Origin of the sequence: Yersinia rohdei ATCC 43380 (genome assembly GCF_000173775.1) — a bacterium.
Lineage (GTDB): Bacteria > Pseudomonadota > Gammaproteobacteria > Enterobacterales > Enterobacteriaceae > Yersinia > Yersinia rohdei.
Map to the genome: position 1 here is coordinate 1 of NZ_ACCD01000015.1, position 19,331 is coordinate 19,331.

A 19,331-nucleotide genomic window follows, 5' to 3' on the forward strand; every position below is an offset into this window, starting at 1 on the left:
CCTTAATTTTCAAATTACATATTGTGTTAGGGCTGACTCTATTTGTGTTGTTCCCCTTCTCACGGCTGGTACATATCTGGAGTGTGCCTATCGAGTATCTTACTCGTCGATATCAGTTGGTGCGTAACCGGCATTAACCGCAGTAAGCCCAGTCCGTAGGCTGATGAGACGCCTACGGACTGATAACACGGGATTAACTGACCGATTTTGATTCATATAACTCGGTGGGTTGTACAGAGATAATCTCATGTTCCTTAACTGACATATCCATCGGCTCCGCCGCCACTTCACGGGCGCGTTTACGTAAGCTGAACCAACCCACCACCAGTAGCAGTGCAATCACTGGCAGAGTCGCAATAGTCCAGGTGCCGTTCGGGTAATCAAAAGCCATCATCACTAACACTCCGGCCAGGAAAAATAAGGTTAACCAAGAGGTTACCGGTGCCCCCGGCATCTTGAAAGAGACGGGTTTTGCGGTGCCGTTTTTTATTGCCTGACGTAATTTCATCTGGCAGATAATGATAAAGGCCCAGGAGCTGATAATGCCTAATGAGGCGATATTTAACACAATTTCAAATACTTGTGATGGAACCAGGTAATTAAGTACCACACCTAAGACATAAACCCCCACGGTGACCAATATCCCGGCATAAGGCACAGATTGTGGGCTCATTTTTGCCATGAATTTTGGCGCAGAACCGCCCATCGATAAGGAACGTAGGATACGGCCTGTCGAGTAAAGACCTGAATTTAAACTAGAAAGTGCGGCGGATAACACCACAATATTCATGACTGTTCCGATATAGGGAACACCTAAGCTACTGAAAAATGTAACAAAGGGGCTTTGACCGGCCTGATAGGCATTCCAGGGCAGTAAACACACCAGTAAGACGACTGAGCCGACATAGAATAAACCGATACGCCAAATCACACTATTGATGGCCTTGGGCAGCATTTTTTCTGGATCTTTACATTCTCCGGCGGCAGTACCAATAAGCTCAATACCTGCGAAGGCGAAGATAACGCCTTGCACCAATATTAATGCCGGTAATAATCCGTGAGGGAAGAATCCGCCATTATCTGTTATTAGATTCATGCCGGAAGGGTGCCCTGCAACACTTTGACCTGTGCCAAGGAATACCACTCCGACGACCAAAAATAGTGAAATGGCGGCGACTTTAATCAGTGCGAACCAGAACTCCATTTCGGCGAACCATTTCACGCCAATCATATTCATGGTCGCAACAATAGAAAGTGCGCCCAGTGCAAATAGCCATTGGGGAATATCAGAAAATGCGCCCCAGTAATGCATATAAAGGGCAACGGCGGTGATATCCACAATCCCGGTCATCGCCCAGTTAAGAAAATACATCCATCCGGCAACATAGGATGCTTTCTCACCGAGAAATTCACGCGCATAAGAAACAAAACTGCCACTGCTGGGGCGGTGTAAAATCAATTCACCGAGGGCCCGAAGAATAAAAAACGAGAATACGCCACAGACCAGATAGACCAAGGCTAATGCTGGGCCTGCCATTTGCAAACGCGCACCTGTGCCTAAAAACAAGCCGGTACCTATTGAGCCGCCGATCGCTATCATCTGTATATGACGTCGGCCCATACTTTTGTGATAGCCGGTATCATGAGAATCTAACCATCTTTTTCTCGCGGCATGATGGGTTTCTGTAGAGTGCTTTCCTGACATCATAGACATTCCCTATTTTTTTGTCTGTTGTGCAATCATCGTGAATGTATTACTGAAACCGATTGCTAAAGGTTAATGCATAAATAGCGTCTTAGCGCTATCAGTTGTTATGGTATATATCGTTACTATTGAATGACGGGAGGGCATGCTATCGTTTCTATCGTGATGAGGCAAAAAAATATTCACTTATAAACTATTTTTTTTGTGTTATTACCGAAGTTATTAATTGAGTCACTAAGGTTAATTTATAACAAAGTTATATATTATTGCGTAAGGTATTTACCTGATCTGACTGAGTTATCTTGGATGATATTTAAGCTATTACTATATGGGTTAAAATAATTATATAACTTACTTTAGTTACAAAACATTTATTTACGATTTAGTTCAATGTTGTCCTTGTGGTTAATTTATCTGTTTTAATTATAGGTTGTAATTAAATCATCATTAATATAATTAAGTTAATTGCTAAAATTTTTTTTGGTAAGTATCCCCGAAAACTTTTTGTTTATTTGTGAGTGACAAAGTAAATATTCGCTATGATATTTACTAAGTGATGGCGTAATGTGCAATAAACCATGCTGCTGGTTGATTGCATAGAGTTATTCATACTCTATGAAGGGATGATTATCAGGAGCAGTGATGGTAAAGCCCAAGGGGGCGGGGAAGAGGCGCGTGTGGTCGTCCAATTTATGTTAACCAGGGCTAGTCGGATTAACATGATTTCATCCGCAAGAAATGACTAGCCAACAACTAAAAAGCATAACAGATAAATTGAATTGCCCTTAAATTATTTAATTACAAAACACCAAGTTAAGTTAATTAAAATAAACTTGTCGATGTGCTCGCAAAGAAAGTAATTAGCTAATGGTTAACAGTTCTTTTACTTCAAATAAGATGGTATTTTTATTTTGAAAACCTATATTCTAAGCGAAATATATTTAATGTTAACAATTGATTCTCAGCGGCAGAGCCGTCTTGCTGTTTTAGATGACTGTCTAAATAGAATAGTGAGTCTTGTTAGCGTTCCCTAATGTTTATTTCACGGCACCCCCGTTCCTCAGGGGCTACCCAACAGTAGGTCTACAATGAAAGAAATAAATCAAAATGTCGTTCTTACTCCCGCCGACGAAATTGAGTTTGGGGGTAAATATTCAATCAAGAGGTTGATGGCGAATATAAATCAGATGAATATAAACACGATTCCAATGGCGTTATTTATGACCATTGCGGCCATTGTGTTTATTTCGGCCTATGCCAGTTATTTGCCAAAAAATATGATTGGCGGGTTGGCCGTGATTATGACTATGGGTTTTGTTTTATCTCATATTGGCCGACATATCCCGGTGTTGAAAGATATCGGCGGCCCAGCTATTTTGTGCCTAATGGTGCCCTCCGTGTTGGTCTATTTCGGTATTTTTCAAACCAATACGTTGGATACAGTTCATTTGTTGATGAAAGAGGCGAACTTACTCTATTTCGTGATAGCCAGTCTGGTTGTTGGCAGCATTCTGGGTATGAACCGCGTAGTACTCATTCAGGGGATGACGCGTATGTTTGTCCCGCTGGTGGTGGGAACATTTACCGCGGTGGGCACCGGTTTGTTGGTAGGGAAATTATTCGGTTTCACTCTTTATCACACTTTCTTCTTTATTATCGTACCCATTATCGGTGGCGGTATTGGTGAGGGTATTTTGCCCTTATCATTGGCTTATTCAGCCATTCTTGGGCAAGCACCCGATGTTTATGTTGCGCAATTGGCTCCTGCCGCGGTAGTCGGCAATATTTTCGCCATCATTTGTGCTGGGGTATTGGCCAGAATTGGAATGTGGCGCAAGGATTTGAATGGCGAGGGGATGCTAATTCGCTCGGCTCAAGATAATGCGGTATTCACTTCACAAGAGGGGCCAAAGCAAGCCGATTTCCAGTTGATGGGCGGCGGATTATTGATGACATGCACTTTCTTTATCGTCGGCGGTTTGTTTGAACATCTGGTGCATATTCCAGGCCCGGTGCTAATGATTTTGATTGCGGTGTTGTGTAAATATGCGCGGGTTATTCCGGCAAAAATGGAGCAGGGCGCGCACAGTTGGTACAAGTTTGTGTCCACTACTTTGGTATGGCCACTGATGATTGGCTTAGGGATGCTTTATGTCCCACTGGAAAGTGTGGTGGCGGTCTTCTCGGTAGGTTATGTCGTGGTGTGTGGCGCTGTTGTGCTTTCAATGGCTGCGGTCAGTTTTATTATTGCCCCTTACTTAAACATGTATCCCGTGGAGGCCTCTATTGTTACCAGTTGCCACAGCGGGTTAGGCGGGACAGGGGACGTCGCCATTTTGTCCGCGTCTAACCGGATGTCATTGATGCCATTTGCCCAGATAGCCACCCGCATTGGCGGCGCATCCACGGTGATTGGCGCGACGTTATTATTAGGCTGGATTATCTAAACTCATTCGTATTAATGAAGATGTCACCGGCGGCGTTCCTTATTGGATGCCGCCGGCAATGGAGGGCTGAGTCCGGTGTGACGCTAATTGATACTTTGGGATGAATCACTTTGGTCAATGGTTACTGGCAATATTGTTTTAATACATCCTGTTGGCTGGGTAAAAGTTTGTAGAGATAAACCGGCCGTCCGGTGGCACCGTAAAGAACTTTGGTACTCAGCACTTCAGTATCTGAAAGATAAATCAGATATTTGCGACAAGAAACTCGTGAAATACCAATAGCATTCGCCATTTGTTCAGTGGAGAATTCTCCATCTTGCATCTCCTGAATCCATTCACATACGGTACGCAATGTTTGTGTTGTCAGCCCTTTGGGTAACTTTTTGCGTTCTGCAGGGTGACTGGTGCTGCGCCGCAGCAAAGTATCGACATCTTCTTGGGCACAATATTCACGTTGATCCAGCAAGCTTTGTTTTCCGCGATAAGTCGAAAGCGCTTCTTCAAAACGTGAGAACTGAAATGGCTTAATTAAGTAATCAACGACGCCATATTGCAGCGCTTTTTTAATGGTATTCACATCAGTTGCAGATGAAATAACAATAACATCAGTATGTTGGCTAAATTCACGTAGCACTGGCAGTAAGTCCAGTCCGTTATCTTGGCGCATAAAAACATCTAACAAAACCAGATCAATGGGCTGTTCCGCTGCCATCAAATGCTCTCGGGCTTGCTGTAAACTGGAAACGGAACCACAGCAGTTGAAACCTGCCACCTGGCTCAGATAACACTTGTTCAGCTCTGCCACCATTGCATCATCATCCACTATTAATACATTAATCATGATTTACCGCGCTGATGTTGTTTGAAAAGTTGTCACTCGAGGTCATGTTATTCGAGGCAACATTATTAGAGGTAATGTCATAAGGGAGGCTGACAAAGAACTGGGTAAATACCCCCTCTTCAGAATCAAACTCAATATTGCCACCGATGCTTTCTAAACTTTGTCGAACCAGACTCAGACCAATGCCATGCTCATTTCCTTTGGTCGAAAAACCATTGTCAAAAATACTGCTTTGCAACTCGGTTGCAATACCCGGCCCATCATCACTGACGACACAATGTATCCGGCCGTGTTCGTAATGAAAGCTGACATTAATTTCCTGTTGAGTTTGGTCACCAATAGCTTCCAGGGAGTTCTCAATTAGATTACCCAAGACCGTGATTAATGTGGTGGTGACTTGCTCATTATCGGTATCTGGTAACAGACTATCGTCACTAATAGATAATGTGATGCCCAAATCACGAGCCCGATTGATTTTCCCTAACAGAAAACCAGCAATAACTGGGGATTTTACCTTACGCAACAGAGAGCCAATTTCGGCCTGATAATTATTTGATGTTTTAACAATATAGTCTTCGAGTTGCTGGTAATACTTCATATGCAATAAACCCAGAATCACATGAAGTTTATTCATAAATTCGTGTGATTGAGCCCGTAATGCATCGGCATAATGCACCATCCCAGTTAGGCGCTGCATCAGTTGGCTGACTTCTGTTTTATCGCGGAAGGTAGCAATGGCACCGATAATATCGCCTTTTACCATTACCGGGACAGTATTGGTCAGTAATATGCTGCCATTAAAATTTATCTCTTCGTCACGGCGTGCAATGCCAGTTTCGAGTACCTGCTGTAAATACAAACGTACAGGCCAATATTTGCTGGCATTGCTGAGCAATAAATTCTCCATTGGCCCACTTTGCTTAAATAAACGTTTGGCTTCATGATTAACCACGGTAATGCGCGAGTTAGCATCCACCGCAATAACGCCTTCTTTAATGGATTGCAGCATGGCGTTGCGTTGCTCAAACAAATTAGAGATTTCGTAGGGCTCAAATCCCAGCATAATTCTTTTCAGTGCTTTGACTAAAAACCAGGTGCCCAGAGAACCAATTAATGCGCCAAATAATATCGTCCAGGGAATAGTCCAGCGGGTTTCACTGACCACTGAGTCAATGCTGGTGAGTGAGATACCAATGGCGACTACGCCGATTTGTTTACCCTGAGGTTGATACACTGGAATAAAAATACGTAATGCGCGCTCCAATACTCCCCGGTTTATCGCGTGGTTTTCTTTGCCTTGTAATGCCGGTTGCAGGTCATTACCAATAAAATGCTGGCCAATCATCTCGGGGTTGGGATGTGAATAGCGGATACCTTTCATATCTGTCACTACAATAAATAACAGGTTATTAGCTTGCTGCACTTGGTGGGTATACGCCTGAATTTTCTCCCCAGCAGCCGGGTTGCTTAATCCTTCAATTATTGTGGGTGAAAAAGACAACGCGCGCGCCACCGCAACGGCTTTATCTTGCAGACCTTCTTGTGCCATTCGGCTGAGTTGCACGAAAAATAGCGTGTGAACCACCAATAGCACTGAGATTATCACCGCAGAAACCATCAAAGTAATTGCAGTGCTAAGCCGTAACGGCACTTTTTGCTTTCCTGCCGTTGTTACGTTATTCATGCCTTGCTCCAGAGACACCGGCCTGCGCGATTATCAAACATCTAGATTGATAAAATGAAGGTTTATGACTGGCTATAATCCTAACCTGTGTGCCAGTAAAATTGCCCTCTAGTTTACGCTGTTTATTGATCTGGGCGCTAAGACTGAGAATTAATTTAGCTAAATAACGATTTATATAGTTAGCAAAAAGCGACTTTGGGCATTTTTAACATAAAAATCATATTTTTTATAACCTTGTCAAAAGGGGGTAACACAAGTTTGACTCGTTTTTGGCGCGCAAGGCTCCGCTGATGGGATTAAACATCTGGGCGATATTGTTGCTGCTAAGGGACTTGCCGAGCGGGTTTCTGTGTTATGGATAGGGAGATAAAGATCATCAGCAACTCATAATAAGTATTCAGAGTTAGAATTCCTATTGCAGCAGAATTGTTGTGACGATTATTAGCTAACACTTTACCATTAATGTATTGCTATTATGCCAGATTAATACCCAACCACATGTTAATCTGCTGTGGTTAATTAGTTACTGCGGATTAACTCCCTTTCCTTACCTTGCTAATATCATGAAACGGCAACAGTTTTCACTCTTTCCTACAAATTAAAAGCTATAGCAGTGTATTGAAAACAACTGATATACAGCTTTCTTAACCTGAGATATCTTACTCTAAGAACTTTATGATTATTTGCTAAAGGCCAGATTCATAAAAATCTCACACCATTATTATTTCATTTAAATTAAAACGTAAAAATTATTTATATCGAGTTAAATAAGCTTTAGAGATAAAAAAGACAGGAAAATAAACAGAAGGTAAACGAGAGAAAATTATATGCCTAAAGATGATAGCAAAAATGGATTTATCGACTACGTATCAACGGGGCATCTACCGGAATCAGATACCGTGGCTAAATTGGTGCAAGAGGCCCACAAACGTTTTAGTACTGATACTGAAGGTGTAGTTTCTACGGTTTATCCTGCATTAGAACGTATTCCCCCTAATCTCTTTGGTGTGTGTATGGTCGGCACCAACGGCAAAGTGCATTCAGCCGGCGATGTGGACTATGAATTTACCATCATGAGTGTCTCTAAACCCTTCGTTTTCGCTTTAGTTTGTCAGGCCATTGGGGCAAAAGTTGCCCGAGAAAAGCTGGGTGTTAACAGTACCGGGATGGCGTTTAACTCGGTCACCGCCATTGAGCGGGCACCTGACGGGCGCACCAATCCGATGGTTAACTCCGGTGCCATTGCCACCACCAGTCTGGTGCCGGGAGCGACCAGTGATGAGCAATGGAAATTCATATATGACGGCTTGTGCCGCTTTGCCGGTCGTGAATTAACGTTAAATGACGAAGTATATCAATCCGCTTGTGAAACCAATTTCCGTAACCGTGGCATTGCCAATGTGCTGGAAGGCTATGGTCGCCTGGGATGTGACCCCCTGATTGCCACCGACTTATATACTCGCCAATGTTCGCTGAATGTGAGTGCCCGAGATTTGGCCGTGATGGGGGCGACATTGGCTGACGGTGGGGTGAATCCACTGACTCGCGAGCGAGTGGTGGCTAATGATGTATGCCATTACGCCTTAGCGGTAATGGTCACCGCAGGATTGTATGAAACATCCGGTGACTGGCTTTATGACATCGGTCTTCCGGGGAAAAGTGGTATTGGTGGTGGGATAGTGACAGTGTCACCAGGTAAAGGCGGATTAGGGACATTTGCACCACGGCTGGATAGTGCGGGTAACAGTGTTAAAGGCCAACTGGCCGCCAAGTTCTTATCACGTAGCCTGGGGATGGACATGTTTGTTTCGGAGCCCTATACCGAAAAAGGTTGAGCCGAGAGAAGCAAGTTTAGCGAGGGGTTCGGCTGTTTTCACAAGATAGCGCGATGAAATTGAACCGAATTTAACACCAAACTGTTTTTCATTAGACACTGTTTTTCAAAAGGATAGAAATATTTATGGCGAAGCAATCAACTCACCGCACCGCTGCGGAAGTTAAAGAATCTTGGGTGCCGATGATAACCATCGCATTGGCCCAGATTCTAATGTCATTTAACGTCGCCTCACTGCCTGTGGCCTTGGGCGGGATGGTAAAGAGTTTTAATGTTCCACCGACCACGATTGCCACCGCCATTGTGATGTATTCACTGTCTGTTGCTGGCTTTGTGATGTTGGGTGCCAAACTTAACCAACGTTTTGGGCCGCTGGTGGTCTTTCGCAGTACTGTTTTGCTGTTTGGTATCGCGCAGGTCATGATGACGTTCAGCCCAAATGTCACCGTGATGATAAGTGCTCAGGCGCTAAGTGGTTTGGCAGGGGCGGCCTTGGTGCCCGCCTTGGTTGCATTGATTGCTGAAAACTATCGTGGAACACAGCAGGCCACGGCGCTTGGTGCTTTGGGTTCTGCCCGCGCCGGTGCGGGTGTGGCGGCGTTCCTGATTGGTGGCGCCTTGGGTACCTATATCGGTTGGCGTCCGGCATTCGGTATCTTGATTGTATTATCTGTCATTATCTTTGTGTTGAGCTTTAGGTTGAAATCTGACCAGGGTCGTCCAGAAGTCAGCATTGATGTGATGGGGGTGATTCTGGCCGCGTCGGCAATAATTTTACTCTCATTTGGGTTTAATAACTTGAACCGCTGGGGCTTTGGTCTGGCGCGCGATGGTGCCCCTTTTGATCTGTTGGGCTTCTCTCCCGCGCCCTTTATGATTGTACTGGGTATCGTGTTGGGGCAGGCGTTTGTGGTATGGACACGTCGTCGCCAGGAGCAAGGGAAAACCCCGTTGCTGGCGCTGGAAGTCATGACGTCCCCCACTGAAAAAGCAGCCGTATTTGCAATGTTTGCCGTGGTTGCGCTGGAAGCAATGCTGAACTTTTCGGTGCCATTGTATATCCAGATAGTGCAGGGCAGCACGCCAATGGCGACCGCAATTGCCATGATGCCGTTTAACTTGTCGGTGTTCTTCTCCGCCATGCTGATTGTGCGTTTCTATAAGCAACTGACACCGCGTAAAATTGGCCGTTATGGTTTTATCACCTGTACCATTGCTCTGTTGTGGCTGGCATTCGTGGTGCGTAATAACTGGAGTGAGTTTGCGGTAATGTTTGGCTTGGTGGTGTTTGGTCTTGCACAGGGCGCGTTGGTTACATTGCTGTTTAACGTATTGGTGAGTGCGTCACCAAAAGAACTGGCCGGTGATGTTGGTTCGCTACGTGGCACCACTAACAACCTGGCAAATGCGATTGGTACTGCGGTTGCCGGTGCTTTGCTGGTGGGATTGTTAAGTGCCAACGTCATACGCGGTGTGGCTGAAACCCCCATCCTGACATCTGAAATTCAAGCGCAAGTCAATATGGATAGCATTAATTTCGTGAGCAATGATCGCCTGCAAAGTCTCTTGGCACAAACCACAGCAACGCCAGAACAGGTTGCCGAGGCAGTGCGAGTCAATGAGGAAGCGCGTCTTCGTTCATTGAAATTTGGCTTGCTGATTATGGCATTATTATCACTGTTGGCTATATTCCCGGCAGGGCGTTTACCAGACTATCTTCCTGGTGAATTACCCGCAGATAATCTGAACAGAAAAGCCCGGAAATAAACCACTATTTATCAATAGCCGGTATTAAAAGAGGCGGACGGTGCATAGCGCTGTCCGTTTTGCATTCTAGCCCACTATTTTCCTGCGCTATCTCGCCCAACGTTATTGGATGGGCGCAAGCACGCGGATGGAAGAAAACTGCAAATGATGCATAAATTCACGCAAAATAAGTAATCGCGCGGCAAATTCATTCTCTGGGGGGAGCCCTTCTGATGCTGCTGGCCTCCCCATCATCACTGCGGCTAAACGGTCAAACATGCGTTCTACGGATTCGAGTGACAACATAATTTCGGCCTTATCTGGCAAACCGGCAAGTTGGGCCAAAGTGCGGATATGGCTATCAGAAGTTATCAGTTGCGAGGTTCTATTCACCGCGGGGCTAATTCGGATCACTTCATCTTCGACCACCATAATGGCGGTTTCCATTTCATCGGCTGTTGGCGGGGTGTGTTTAAAATAGCGCAGGGCGATATTATCAAAGCCAACAGTCAGATGCTGTGCAGTGAAAGCCATGTCTGGGCCGTCAGTGACTATCGTCGTAGATTCATTACTAATATATAACAGCGTTATTAATCTGCTTTCACTGAGTGTGGCGCGAATATTTTTATATTCTTCCTGCATATCATTCATCAAATTATCTCCTCAAAAATTATCGTTATTCATCCAAGCCCCAAGGGCGCGTCTGATAGCTCCGGTAAAATTACCTATTTTATGTTTAACCGGTGTTTGTTGGGTAAAGAACTGCGGGATGCCGCGCATTTTTAAACAAAAATTCAAAAGACTAAATATTTTTTGATACTGATCAAGACACATTTCCTTTATTTAGTGTTAATGTAAATCAATCTCATTATCAACTTCATGTGCGTTACCCATTATGCAAATTTGGCACAAACTTATCCTGTTTTGCTGCTGTTGGTGGTTATCCAGCTCGCTCGCGTGGGCTAATCCAGAATACCAACAGTGGGTTAATGATATCCAATCCCGTCTTGATAAAACGTCTCAGCTGTACCAGCAGAAGAATAATGATGAGGCCCGCACTATGGTGCAGATGGCCTATTTTGAAATTTTTGAGAACCTCGAAGGGCCGATTCGCATCAATATTTCGGCGCAAAAAAGTTATCAGATGGAAGCCGCTTTTGGTGAGATTCGTCGAATGATGGGTGAAGGAAAACCCCAGGCTGAAGTTGACGACAAAATTAACTGGCTAAAAAATGAGCTTGCAGCAGTGCTGCCGGTGTTGGTGGGTGGACACAAACTGACCGCCGAACAGCAGCATAGCACGTATGAAAACAGCGATATTGCTGTGTATTGGCAACAGAGTTTCAAGATTATTGATGATTTACTGGCGCAGGCTATCAGTGAGTATCAGGATGGAAAATATGCTGCTGCCAGTCAAAGTGTGCAGCAGGCGCACTATCAGGGTTTTAAAAACTCTGAAATGGAAATGTCAGTGCGGGGAAATCGCTCCTCCCAGCAGGCTGCGGCAATTAATCAGCAATTTACAGCATTAATTGCTTTAGCCAGCCAGCCAGACCAAATGACCGAAGTCGCCTATCGTGTCACTGGGTTGCTCCAAACCATTGAAGATACATTGCCGGGTTTACCAACAACTCGCGAGCAGCAGCAAGTCACCGCCAATCAACCGACAACCGCACCCATTGCCAACTCCGATGGGCAAGCCAATGCTGATTGGGGCGCAGTATCCGGGAAGATAAATCAGGCCATTAACCAGGCCATTAGTCAGTACCAGACCGGGCAATCCACACCCGCAATGCTGGCAATACAGGATGCCTATTTCGATTTGTTTGAAGCCAGTGGTATGGAGAATAAAGTCGGCTCACGTGATGCGGCGTTTAAATCAACGTTAGAAGGCCATTTCACCCGCTTGGTCAGTTTAATAAAGGCCGGACAACCCGTTGAGCAGCTACAGGCAGAAGCGCTGGCCTTGCAAAAGGACTTATCCAGTGCGGTGGAAATGCTCGGTGGCGGGGATGAAACTGATTGGAGCTTATTTATTTACAGCTTGCTTATCATTGTCCGTGAAGGGCTGGAAGCCTTACTGATTGTAGCGGCTATCGTCGCCTATCTGGTGAAAAATAATCATCAAGACAAATTACCGCTAATTCGCCAATCCGTCGTGGTGGCACTAATTGCCAGTGTATTGACCGCCTTTGTCTTCCAATGGTTATTTGCTAATTCCGGCCAAAGCCGCGAATTACTGGAAGGTTTTACCATGATGATCGCGGTGGTGATGCTGTTTTCCATGAGCTATTGGTTGCTCTCTAAAACCGAAGCCCGTCAATGGAAAGCCTATCTTGAGGGTAAATTCTCCAAATCACTCAGTAGTGGTTCAATGGTAGGGCTGTGGCTGACCAGCTTCTTAGCGGTATACCGCGAAGGGGCAGAAACTGTCCTGTTCTATCTGGCGCTGATGGGCGATGCCAGCACGACTAGCGGTCATTTGTCGATTTTGGCCGGTTTTGGTGTTGGCTGTGTCATCTTGCTGGTGGCTTATCTGGTGATGCGCTTTACCGTGGTCAAATTGCCATTGAAACCCTTCTTTATGTTTACCGGTGGTTTCATGTACCTGATGGCCTTCGTGTTTGCCGGTAAAAGTGTTCTTGAATTGATTGAAGGGAAACTATTTGAGCCGACCCTGTTACCGGGGGTGCCAGAAATTAGTTGGTTGGGAATCTATCCATATTTGGAAACCCTGATTCCTCAAGGTATATTACTGCTTGCTGCGCTGGTTGCCCTTTGGGTAATGCAACGGCGCGGTCGTGCTATCCCAGCCTAAGGGGCCGGCCTGGTGCCGGCGTAAATAACGACAATATACTTATCATTTGATACCAGAGGGTGTGCTACATGACCATGAATAAAACGATTATTGCCAGCAGCATTATTGCCAGTATTTTTGCAGCACCAGCTGCTTTTGCCTTTAAAGAGTATCCAGCCGGCGAGCCTATCAAAATTAATGATATGGAAATTGCAGCAGTTTACTTACAGCCGATTGATATGGAACCCCGCGGAATGGGTTTGCCAGCGGCAAAAGCTGACATCCATTTGGAAGCTGATATTCATGCTACTGAAGGCAATAAAAATGGTTTCGGTGCCGGTGAATGGATGCCATACCTGACTATCGCCTATACCTTGGTGAATACCGATACTGGCGCTAAACAAGAAGGCACATTCATGCCTATGGTGGCCAGCGACGGCCCACACTACGGCGCCAACATTAAAATGATGGGCGTGGGTAATTATAAAGTTACTTATCATATTAGCGAGCCATCCAAAGCGGGTTTGCATCGCCATACCGACAGCGAAACAGGTGTTGGCCGCTGGTGGAAACCTTTTGACGTGAGTTACGATTTTAAATATACCGGCTTGAACTGATAACGATAACCGCGATGGCACAAACAGTTATCGCGGTTCTTCTTTATGCTGAACGGTCAGAGAATTGTTGTTATCAATTCCGGCAAAAATATTGCGGCTGTCAGTAGAAAATTGTGAGTAAAACAGTATGGCCAATAGGTTGAGTGGCAATTAAGTCACACGCGAGCAAGCCCCGCCAGTCGAATAAAGAGTCAGTTGATTGGGAGGCGCGCGACGAGGTGAATAGCATTGCAATTTCAAGCTAGAGGTATCCTGATTTTTTTACCAAGGTGTGCTAATGAGTTATTTTTTTGTTTCCGTACTACAAGCCTTTTTACCTGTGGCGTTGCTGCTGGGGCTAAGTTGGGTTGTTCGACCCGCTCCTGCACTAAATCGGGTGGTATGGATAACAATAATCATGGCCGTCGTGGGGATTTGGGCTGGAACCCATTACCCTAAATCTCAGCAATTGCAGCTAGTGCTGGCGGTTGTCCAACTTCTCGCACTGGTGTTATTTCTCATTAGTCAGTTAACTTTCCGTCGGCCACTAGGTTATCTCTGGCAGGCGTTATTGGTATTGGGTGCCGCTTTCCATTGGGGCAATAACCCGAATCTGGGTGCCTTTAGCAATACACATGTTATCAATACCGATTTGCTACTCAATCTGGCGGCCATCGTCATCGCCTTCACTTGGGTCGTTTTCTGCGCGGTACTGCTGTTAATGATGGTTAGGCAATTACCGCGTTGTCGCTGGCCACTGCTGATACTGCTTACGGCATTGTTAATTTTGCCGCTCAGTGGCGATGCGATTTTATTGTTGATGAAGTTACAGGTCATGCCGTTAACCAAGTCACTCCTCAGTTATGTGGCGTTAGTGACCAATGGGCATGCTTGGCTAAACTACATTTGTGCGCTGCTATTGGCATTGACCACTCTGTGCTATTTGTGGCGGCTGCGTTATGCGAACAAAACTGTCCGCGACAATAACGATCCCATTCCCCAGCGCAAAGCACTCGCGATTTACCGCAATGTCCGCCGAATTTGGTTTTTCTCCTTACTGGCTTGGGTGGTGGTGGTGGGCGCTCAGCTGTACTGGGATAAAATCGCTTCTCAACCCCCGCAATTATCTGAAGCGTTGCCCGTCACCATAGCCGCTGACGGTTTAGTCCATATTCCGGTTGAGCAAGTCCGCGATGGCAAACTACACCGTTTTGTGTGGGTGGCGGATGATGGCAAAGCGGTACGTTTCTTTATCATCAACCGTTATCCGGATCGGTTGCGTCTGAGTGCTGTCTTTGATGCTTGCTTATTATGCGGTGACCAAGGGTATGTGATGCAAGGGAATCAGGTTATTTGTGTTGCTTGTGCGGTGCACATTTTCATCCCGTCGATTGGCAAAGCAGGTGGGTGTAATCCCATCCCATTAGAAGACTGGAAAAGTGATGATAAAGAGTTAGTTATTCCCAAAGCTTCTCTTGAGGCGGGTGTGAATTATTTCACCACAATCGTTACTTTAGATGTAGTTGATCCGGTTGATAACACTCACTTGACCAACCAAAAAGCCGAATACAAATTCAGTTATGGCGACAAAACGTATTTCTTCTCATCTGAGGCGAATTACAACCGTTTTCGCGAAAATCCGGCACACTTTGTCACCCCAGTTAGTGATGCTGAAGACAGTGATTCGCAGGAGAACCGATAATTATGCTGTGGCTCATGCTAAAGCAATCTTGGTTTCGGAATGTTCGGCGTAAATCGTTGGCGGTATTCACTGTGTTCCTGGCCGCCGGGCTGATTTCCTCACTGTTGGCCGTATCGATAGATATTGGCGATAAAATGTCCCGCGAACTTAAATCCTATGGGGCCAATATTCTGATTGAACCCGCGGGGCAGGTGGCGCTGCCATCGCTGTTTGGTGAGAAAAGTAACCCGTTAAGCGGGCAGGATTTTCTTGATCAGGCCGAATTACCGAATATTAAAGATATTTTTTGGCGTAACAATATTGTGGGTTTTGCTCCACTGCTCAGCGGTGAAACTGACATCAATGGCCATAGTATTCCGCTATTGGGCACCTATTTTAATCAGCCAGTGGATGTACCCGATGAAGAGGATTATCACACGGGTCAGCAAATTATCAGCCCTTATTGGCAAGTGGATGGTCGCTGGCCACAAGAACCGGTCAAAGAGGGGGCGACTGACGTTCAGGGGTTATTAGGTAAGCAGTTAGCGCAACAAACTGGCTGGAAAGTCGGCGATGAGTTACGGCTCAATGGTGTTGCTGGCCCATGGACAGTGAAAATAAGTGGTGTGCTAAGCAGTGGTGGTGAAGAAGAGGGCCGCTTAGTGTTGCCGCTGGCGGCTGTGCAAACCCTGCTAGGGCTGCCGGGGAAAATTCAGGCGGTCAGGGTCTCGGCACTGACAGTACCAGAAAATGAGTTATCACGCAGAGCGCGCGATAATCTTGAAGCACTGAACGCCGAAGAATATGACCTGTGGTATTGCACCGCCTATGTATCGTCAATCGCTCATCAACTTGAAGAGGCGATTTCCGGCTCAGTGGTTCGCCCCATTTGGCAAGTGGCGGCTTCTGAAGGGGTGGTGATTGAGAAAATACAACTCTTGCTGGCAGTTGTCACTTTGGCGGCATTGATTGCGGCTGCTATGGGGATAGCCTCATTGATGACCAGCACAATTATGGAGCGGGCAAAAGAGATTGGTTTAATGAAGGCCTTGGGCGCCAGGCAGTGGCAAATTTTGATGCTGTTCTATCTTGAGGCGGCAATCAGCGGTTTGGTTGGTGGTTTAGCCGGTTGTCTGGCGGGCTGGGGATTGGCAAAAACTATCGGTTTGATGCTGTTTGGCTCGCCGCTGAGTTTTGCCTGGATGGTCGTGCCTTGTGTATTAGTTATCTCAGTTTTGATTGCAGTGATTGGAACGTGGTTCCCGGCCAGGCGCATTGCCCGTCTTTACCCGGTGGAGGTGCTTTATGGCCGTTAATCAGCAGACCGCTGCACATAAAGGCGGCGATGGTATGTTCTGGCGGTTGGTGTTTCGTGCACTGCGCTTGCGTATGCAGAGGGTCAGTGTGGTCTTTGCGGCATTAACCGTCGGGGCGGCGATTGTCACGGCGATGTCGGCGGTTTATTTTGATATTAATGCCAAAATGAGCCATGAGTTACGCACTTTTGGTGCGAATTTTTATATTGGGCCTGGGCAGGGTAATTGGTTCGAGCAGGCGCAGTTCCAGCCAATTATTGATGCGGCACCCAAAGGGCTAATCACGGCTTCAAGCCCTTATATTTATGGGATGGCGCGTACCGAGTTGGAAAAAGTGGTGCTGATGGGGGTGTGGTTTGAATCCCTGCAACAGCTGGTGCCTTATTGGCAAGTTACCGGTAACTGGATTGGCGTCAGTTTTGATGATCGCAATGCCATGATTGGTGTCAAACTTGCCGAGCGCTTGCATGTAAAAGTGGGCGATACCCTCACGTTGGTCAGTGGCAGTGAGCGCCAGCGCTTGCAGGTCAAAGGTATTGTGGAGGCCGGTGATGCCACAGACAATATGTTGATCGTCAATCTGGAACTGGCGCAGAAATGGCTCAATCAACCGGGGCGAATCAGCAATGCACTACTTAGTGTCAGCAATGATGTAGGTCAGGTCGAAACTTTTGCCAGCCATCTTCGTGAGCAATATCCAAGTCTTGAAATCCGGCCTATTCGCAAGGTCTCGGCCTCTGAAGGGCAGGTTCTTGATAAGATAAAAGGTCTGATGGGGTTGGTCTCGGTGGTTATCCTCATCCTGTCATCTTTGTGCGTCAATACCACGTTAATGGCGATAGTCGGTGAGCGGTCGAAAGAATTTGCATTGCAAAAAGCGCTTGGGGCCAGTGATGCGGACATTATTCGCCAGATGCTGACCGAAACACTGATTATCTCTCTGGCGGCGGCAGTCTGTGGTGCTTTGTTGGGCTATGTGTTGGCGCAAGTATTAGGGCAGACGGTATTCAGTGCATCTATAGCTTTACGCGCGCCGGTATTGCCGTTGACATTGGTATTATCATTGCTGGTTGCAGCGGCGGCGGCCATTGTTCCCACTCGCCGGGCGATACATATTGAACCCGCTAAAGTCCTGAAAGGAGAGTAGTAAATGACATCGCCAGCAACACAGGTGAAAGCTGAATACAGCACAGATGCCGTCATTGAAACTCGGCATTTATATAAGCGTTTTGGGCAGGTGACGGCGCTGGAAGACATTAATATCCGTATTAATCGTGGTGAATTTGTGGCGATTATGGGGGCGTCTGGCTCAGGTAAAACCACTTTGATGAATATCCTCACTTGCTTGGATACCGTAAGTGAAGGTCAGGTATTACTCGATGGTATTGATGCCGCAGGGTTGGATGAGGAGGGGCGTAGGAAGTTTCGGGCAGACAAAATAGGGTTGGTTTTCCAGCAATTTCACCTTATTCCTTATCTGACAGCGCTAGAAAATATTATGCTGGCGCAGCATTATCACAGTGTGGTGGATGAAGAGGCGGCACGTCAGGTATTAGAACAGGTCGGGATGACGCCACGGATGGGGCACTTACCTAGCCAATTGTCAGGTGGCGAACAGCAGCGCGTGTGTATTGCGCGCGCTTTAGTTAATCAACCACCTATCATCTTTGCTGATGAACCCACCGGTAATCTTGACGAAGAGAATGAACAGCGGGTGCTGAGTCTGCTAAATGATATTCATCAGCAAGGCAGAACCATTGTTATGGTGACTCACAATCCGGATTTAGGCTGTGTCGCTGATCGGATAATCCGGCTCCAACATGGTAAATATCTTAATGAAGAGAGCCGTCATCATGTGGCGTAATGGATTAAAAGCGGTCGGTATCTGCGGTTTACTTTTGCTACTAAGTGCCTGCAAGCAAGAAGAGGTTACTGTGGGCGAGGTTGCTCCCCAATTGGCAGCCTATGATCTGCAAGGAAAACCGGTCGGGCTCGATAAGTGGAAAGGCAAACAGGTGTATCTCAATTTTTGGTCAGCAAGTTGTGGTGGTTGTCTGGCCGAGATGGCTGCCTTAGATAAGCTAAGCCAAGAATATCAACAGGATATCGTGGTGATAGCTATCAATACTGATCCTGAACAGGTGGATATCAATCCGGTATTAGCACAGCGTAATATCAGTTACCCAGTTATTCGCGATCAATTGGGTATCACCCAAGAGCGCTATCAAGTGATTGGGACGCCAACCTCTTTTATGATTGACCGCAATGGCAAAGTAATACAATTACATCAGGGCGCGCGTAATGAGAAAGATCTTGCTACGTTGTTCCAACAATGGGCTGCGGGGGCGTAATGAAAGTATTGCTGGTGGCGATGAGTGTTGCGATCTTCAGTGCAATGACTCAGGCCGCAACTGAGGGTGAGCATATTTATAAGCAAACCTGTTCCAGTTGTCATGGGCGTTTGGCTGATCGCAAGGGCTTGGATAAAGCACCACCATTAATCTCACTATCCCGCGAAGAAATCGTCAACGGGCTGACTGCGCGGCGCGATGGGGGAATTGTCGGTAGGGGGAATAAAGCCAAAGCTCACCTGACTGATACTGATATACAGCAGTTGGCAGATTATATTGAGAACCTAAAAATAACCAAGCCTAAAAACGCTCAATAAAATCACAATAATAGAT

The 19,331-nt window shown here is 46.2% G+C and carries 16 protein-coding genes; 12 read left to right on the forward strand and 4 right to left on the reverse strand.

Annotated elements, in window-relative coordinates; all coding sequences use genetic code 11:
• Positions 1-137 (forward strand): respiratory nitrate reductase subunit gamma (locus YROHD0001_RS0118035; RefSeq protein ID WP_032817084.1); only part of this gene is annotated, 137 nt, incomplete at its 5' end.
• Positions 138-193: 56 nt separating this feature from the next.
• Here the strand turns inward: YROHD0001_RS0118035 and ansP are convergent.
• Positions 194-1,708 carry an L-asparagine permease gene (gene ansP, locus YROHD0001_RS07275; protein WP_004715127.1) on the reverse strand — a complete coding sequence of 505 codons (1,515 nt, stop codon included), beginning with the start codon at positions 1,706-1,708 and terminating at the stop codon, positions 194-196.
• Between the two features lie 1,085 nt (positions 1,709-2,793).
• On the opposite strand from ansP, the gene YROHD0001_RS07270 reads away from it, so the two are divergent.
• Positions 2,794-4,152, forward strand: a complete 1,359-nt coding sequence (locus tag YROHD0001_RS07270; RefSeq protein WP_004715128.1) for a 2-hydroxycarboxylate transporter family protein — start codon at positions 2,794-2,796, stop codon at positions 4,150-4,152.
• A 121-nt stretch (positions 4,153-4,273) separates the two neighbouring features.
• Here the strand turns inward: YROHD0001_RS07270 and dcuR are convergent, their stop codons facing one another.
• Complete coding sequence (gene dcuR / locus YROHD0001_RS07265; RefSeq protein ID WP_032817085.1) at positions 4,274-4,993, reverse strand: two-component system response regulator DcuR; 720 nt, start codon at positions 4,991-4,993, stop codon at positions 4,274-4,276.
• Positions 4,986-6,677, reverse strand: coding sequence for a sensor histidine kinase (locus YROHD0001_RS07260; RefSeq protein WP_032817086.1), 1,692 nt, complete (start codon positions 6,675-6,677; stop codon positions 4,986-4,988). Before YROHD0001_RS07260 ends, dcuR begins: the two co-directional genes overlap by 8 nt.
• An 827-nt stretch (positions 6,678-7,504) precedes the next feature.
• Here YROHD0001_RS07260 and glsA point away from each other — a divergent pair.
• Positions 7,505-8,512, forward strand: a complete 1,008-nt coding sequence (glsA, locus tag YROHD0001_RS07255; protein WP_004715131.1) for a glutaminase A — start codon at positions 7,505-7,507, stop codon at positions 8,510-8,512.
• Between the two features lie 125 nt (positions 8,513-8,637).
• Complete coding sequence (locus YROHD0001_RS07250; RefSeq protein WP_004715132.1) at positions 8,638-10,278, forward strand: MFS transporter; 1,641 nt, start codon at positions 8,638-8,640, stop codon at positions 10,276-10,278.
• 102 nt (positions 10,279-10,380) lie between these two features.
• On the opposite strand, the gene YROHD0001_RS07245 is transcribed toward YROHD0001_RS07250, so the two are convergent.
• Positions 10,381-10,908, reverse strand: a complete 528-nt coding sequence (locus tag YROHD0001_RS07245; RefSeq protein ID WP_004715133.1) for a hypothetical protein — start codon at positions 10,906-10,908, stop codon at positions 10,381-10,383.
• 244 nt (positions 10,909-11,152) lie between these two features.
• Between YROHD0001_RS07245 and YROHD0001_RS07240 the strand changes: the two genes are divergently transcribed.
• The 8 genes from YROHD0001_RS07240 (at position 11,153) to YROHD0001_RS0118040 (ending at position 19,315) form a co-directional block, all read left to right on the forward strand.
• Positions 11,153-13,075 (forward strand): FTR1 family iron permease, encoded by a 1,923-nt coding sequence (locus YROHD0001_RS07240; protein ID WP_004715135.1) that lies wholly within the window; start codon positions 11,153-11,155, stop codon positions 13,073-13,075.
• A gap of 68 nt (positions 13,076-13,143) precedes the next feature.
• The gene (locus YROHD0001_RS07235; RefSeq protein WP_004715136.1) at positions 13,144-13,671 is read left to right on the forward strand and encodes an iron transporter; all 528 of its coding nucleotides are present in this window, start codon (positions 13,144-13,146) and stop codon (positions 13,669-13,671) included.
• Between the two features lie 277 nt (positions 13,672-13,948).
• The gene (locus tag YROHD0001_RS07230) at positions 13,949-15,352 is read left to right on the forward strand and encodes a Fe-S-containing protein (RefSeq protein WP_004715138.1); all 1,404 of its coding nucleotides are present in this window, start codon (positions 13,949-13,951) and stop codon (positions 15,350-15,352) included.
• Positions 15,353-15,354: 2 nt separating this feature from the next.
• The gene (locus YROHD0001_RS07225) at positions 15,355-16,647 is read left to right on the forward strand and encodes an ABC transporter permease (protein ID WP_032817087.1); all 1,293 of its coding nucleotides are present in this window, start codon (positions 15,355-15,357) and stop codon (positions 16,645-16,647) included.
• Positions 16,648-16,681: 34 nt separating this feature from the next.
• Positions 16,682-17,794 carry an ABC transporter permease gene (locus tag YROHD0001_RS07220; protein WP_004715140.1) on the forward strand — a complete coding sequence of 371 codons (1,113 nt, stop codon included), beginning with the start codon at positions 16,682-16,684 and terminating at the stop codon, positions 17,792-17,794.
• A gap of 3 nt (positions 17,795-17,797) precedes the next feature.
• Positions 17,798-18,511, forward strand: a complete 714-nt coding sequence (locus YROHD0001_RS07215; protein ID WP_004715141.1) for an ABC transporter ATP-binding protein — start codon at positions 17,798-17,800, stop codon at positions 18,509-18,511.
• Positions 18,501-18,998, forward strand: a complete 498-nt coding sequence (locus YROHD0001_RS07210) for a TlpA family protein disulfide reductase (RefSeq protein ID WP_032817090.1) — start codon at positions 18,501-18,503, stop codon at positions 18,996-18,998. Before YROHD0001_RS07215 ends, YROHD0001_RS07210 begins: the two co-directional genes overlap by 11 nt.
• Positions 18,998-19,315, forward strand: a complete 318-nt coding sequence (locus tag YROHD0001_RS0118040; RefSeq protein WP_032817091.1) for a c-type cytochrome — start codon at positions 18,998-19,000, stop codon at positions 19,313-19,315. Before YROHD0001_RS07210 ends, YROHD0001_RS0118040 begins: the two co-directional genes overlap by 1 nt.
• Positions 19,316-19,331: the final 16 nt, after the last annotated feature.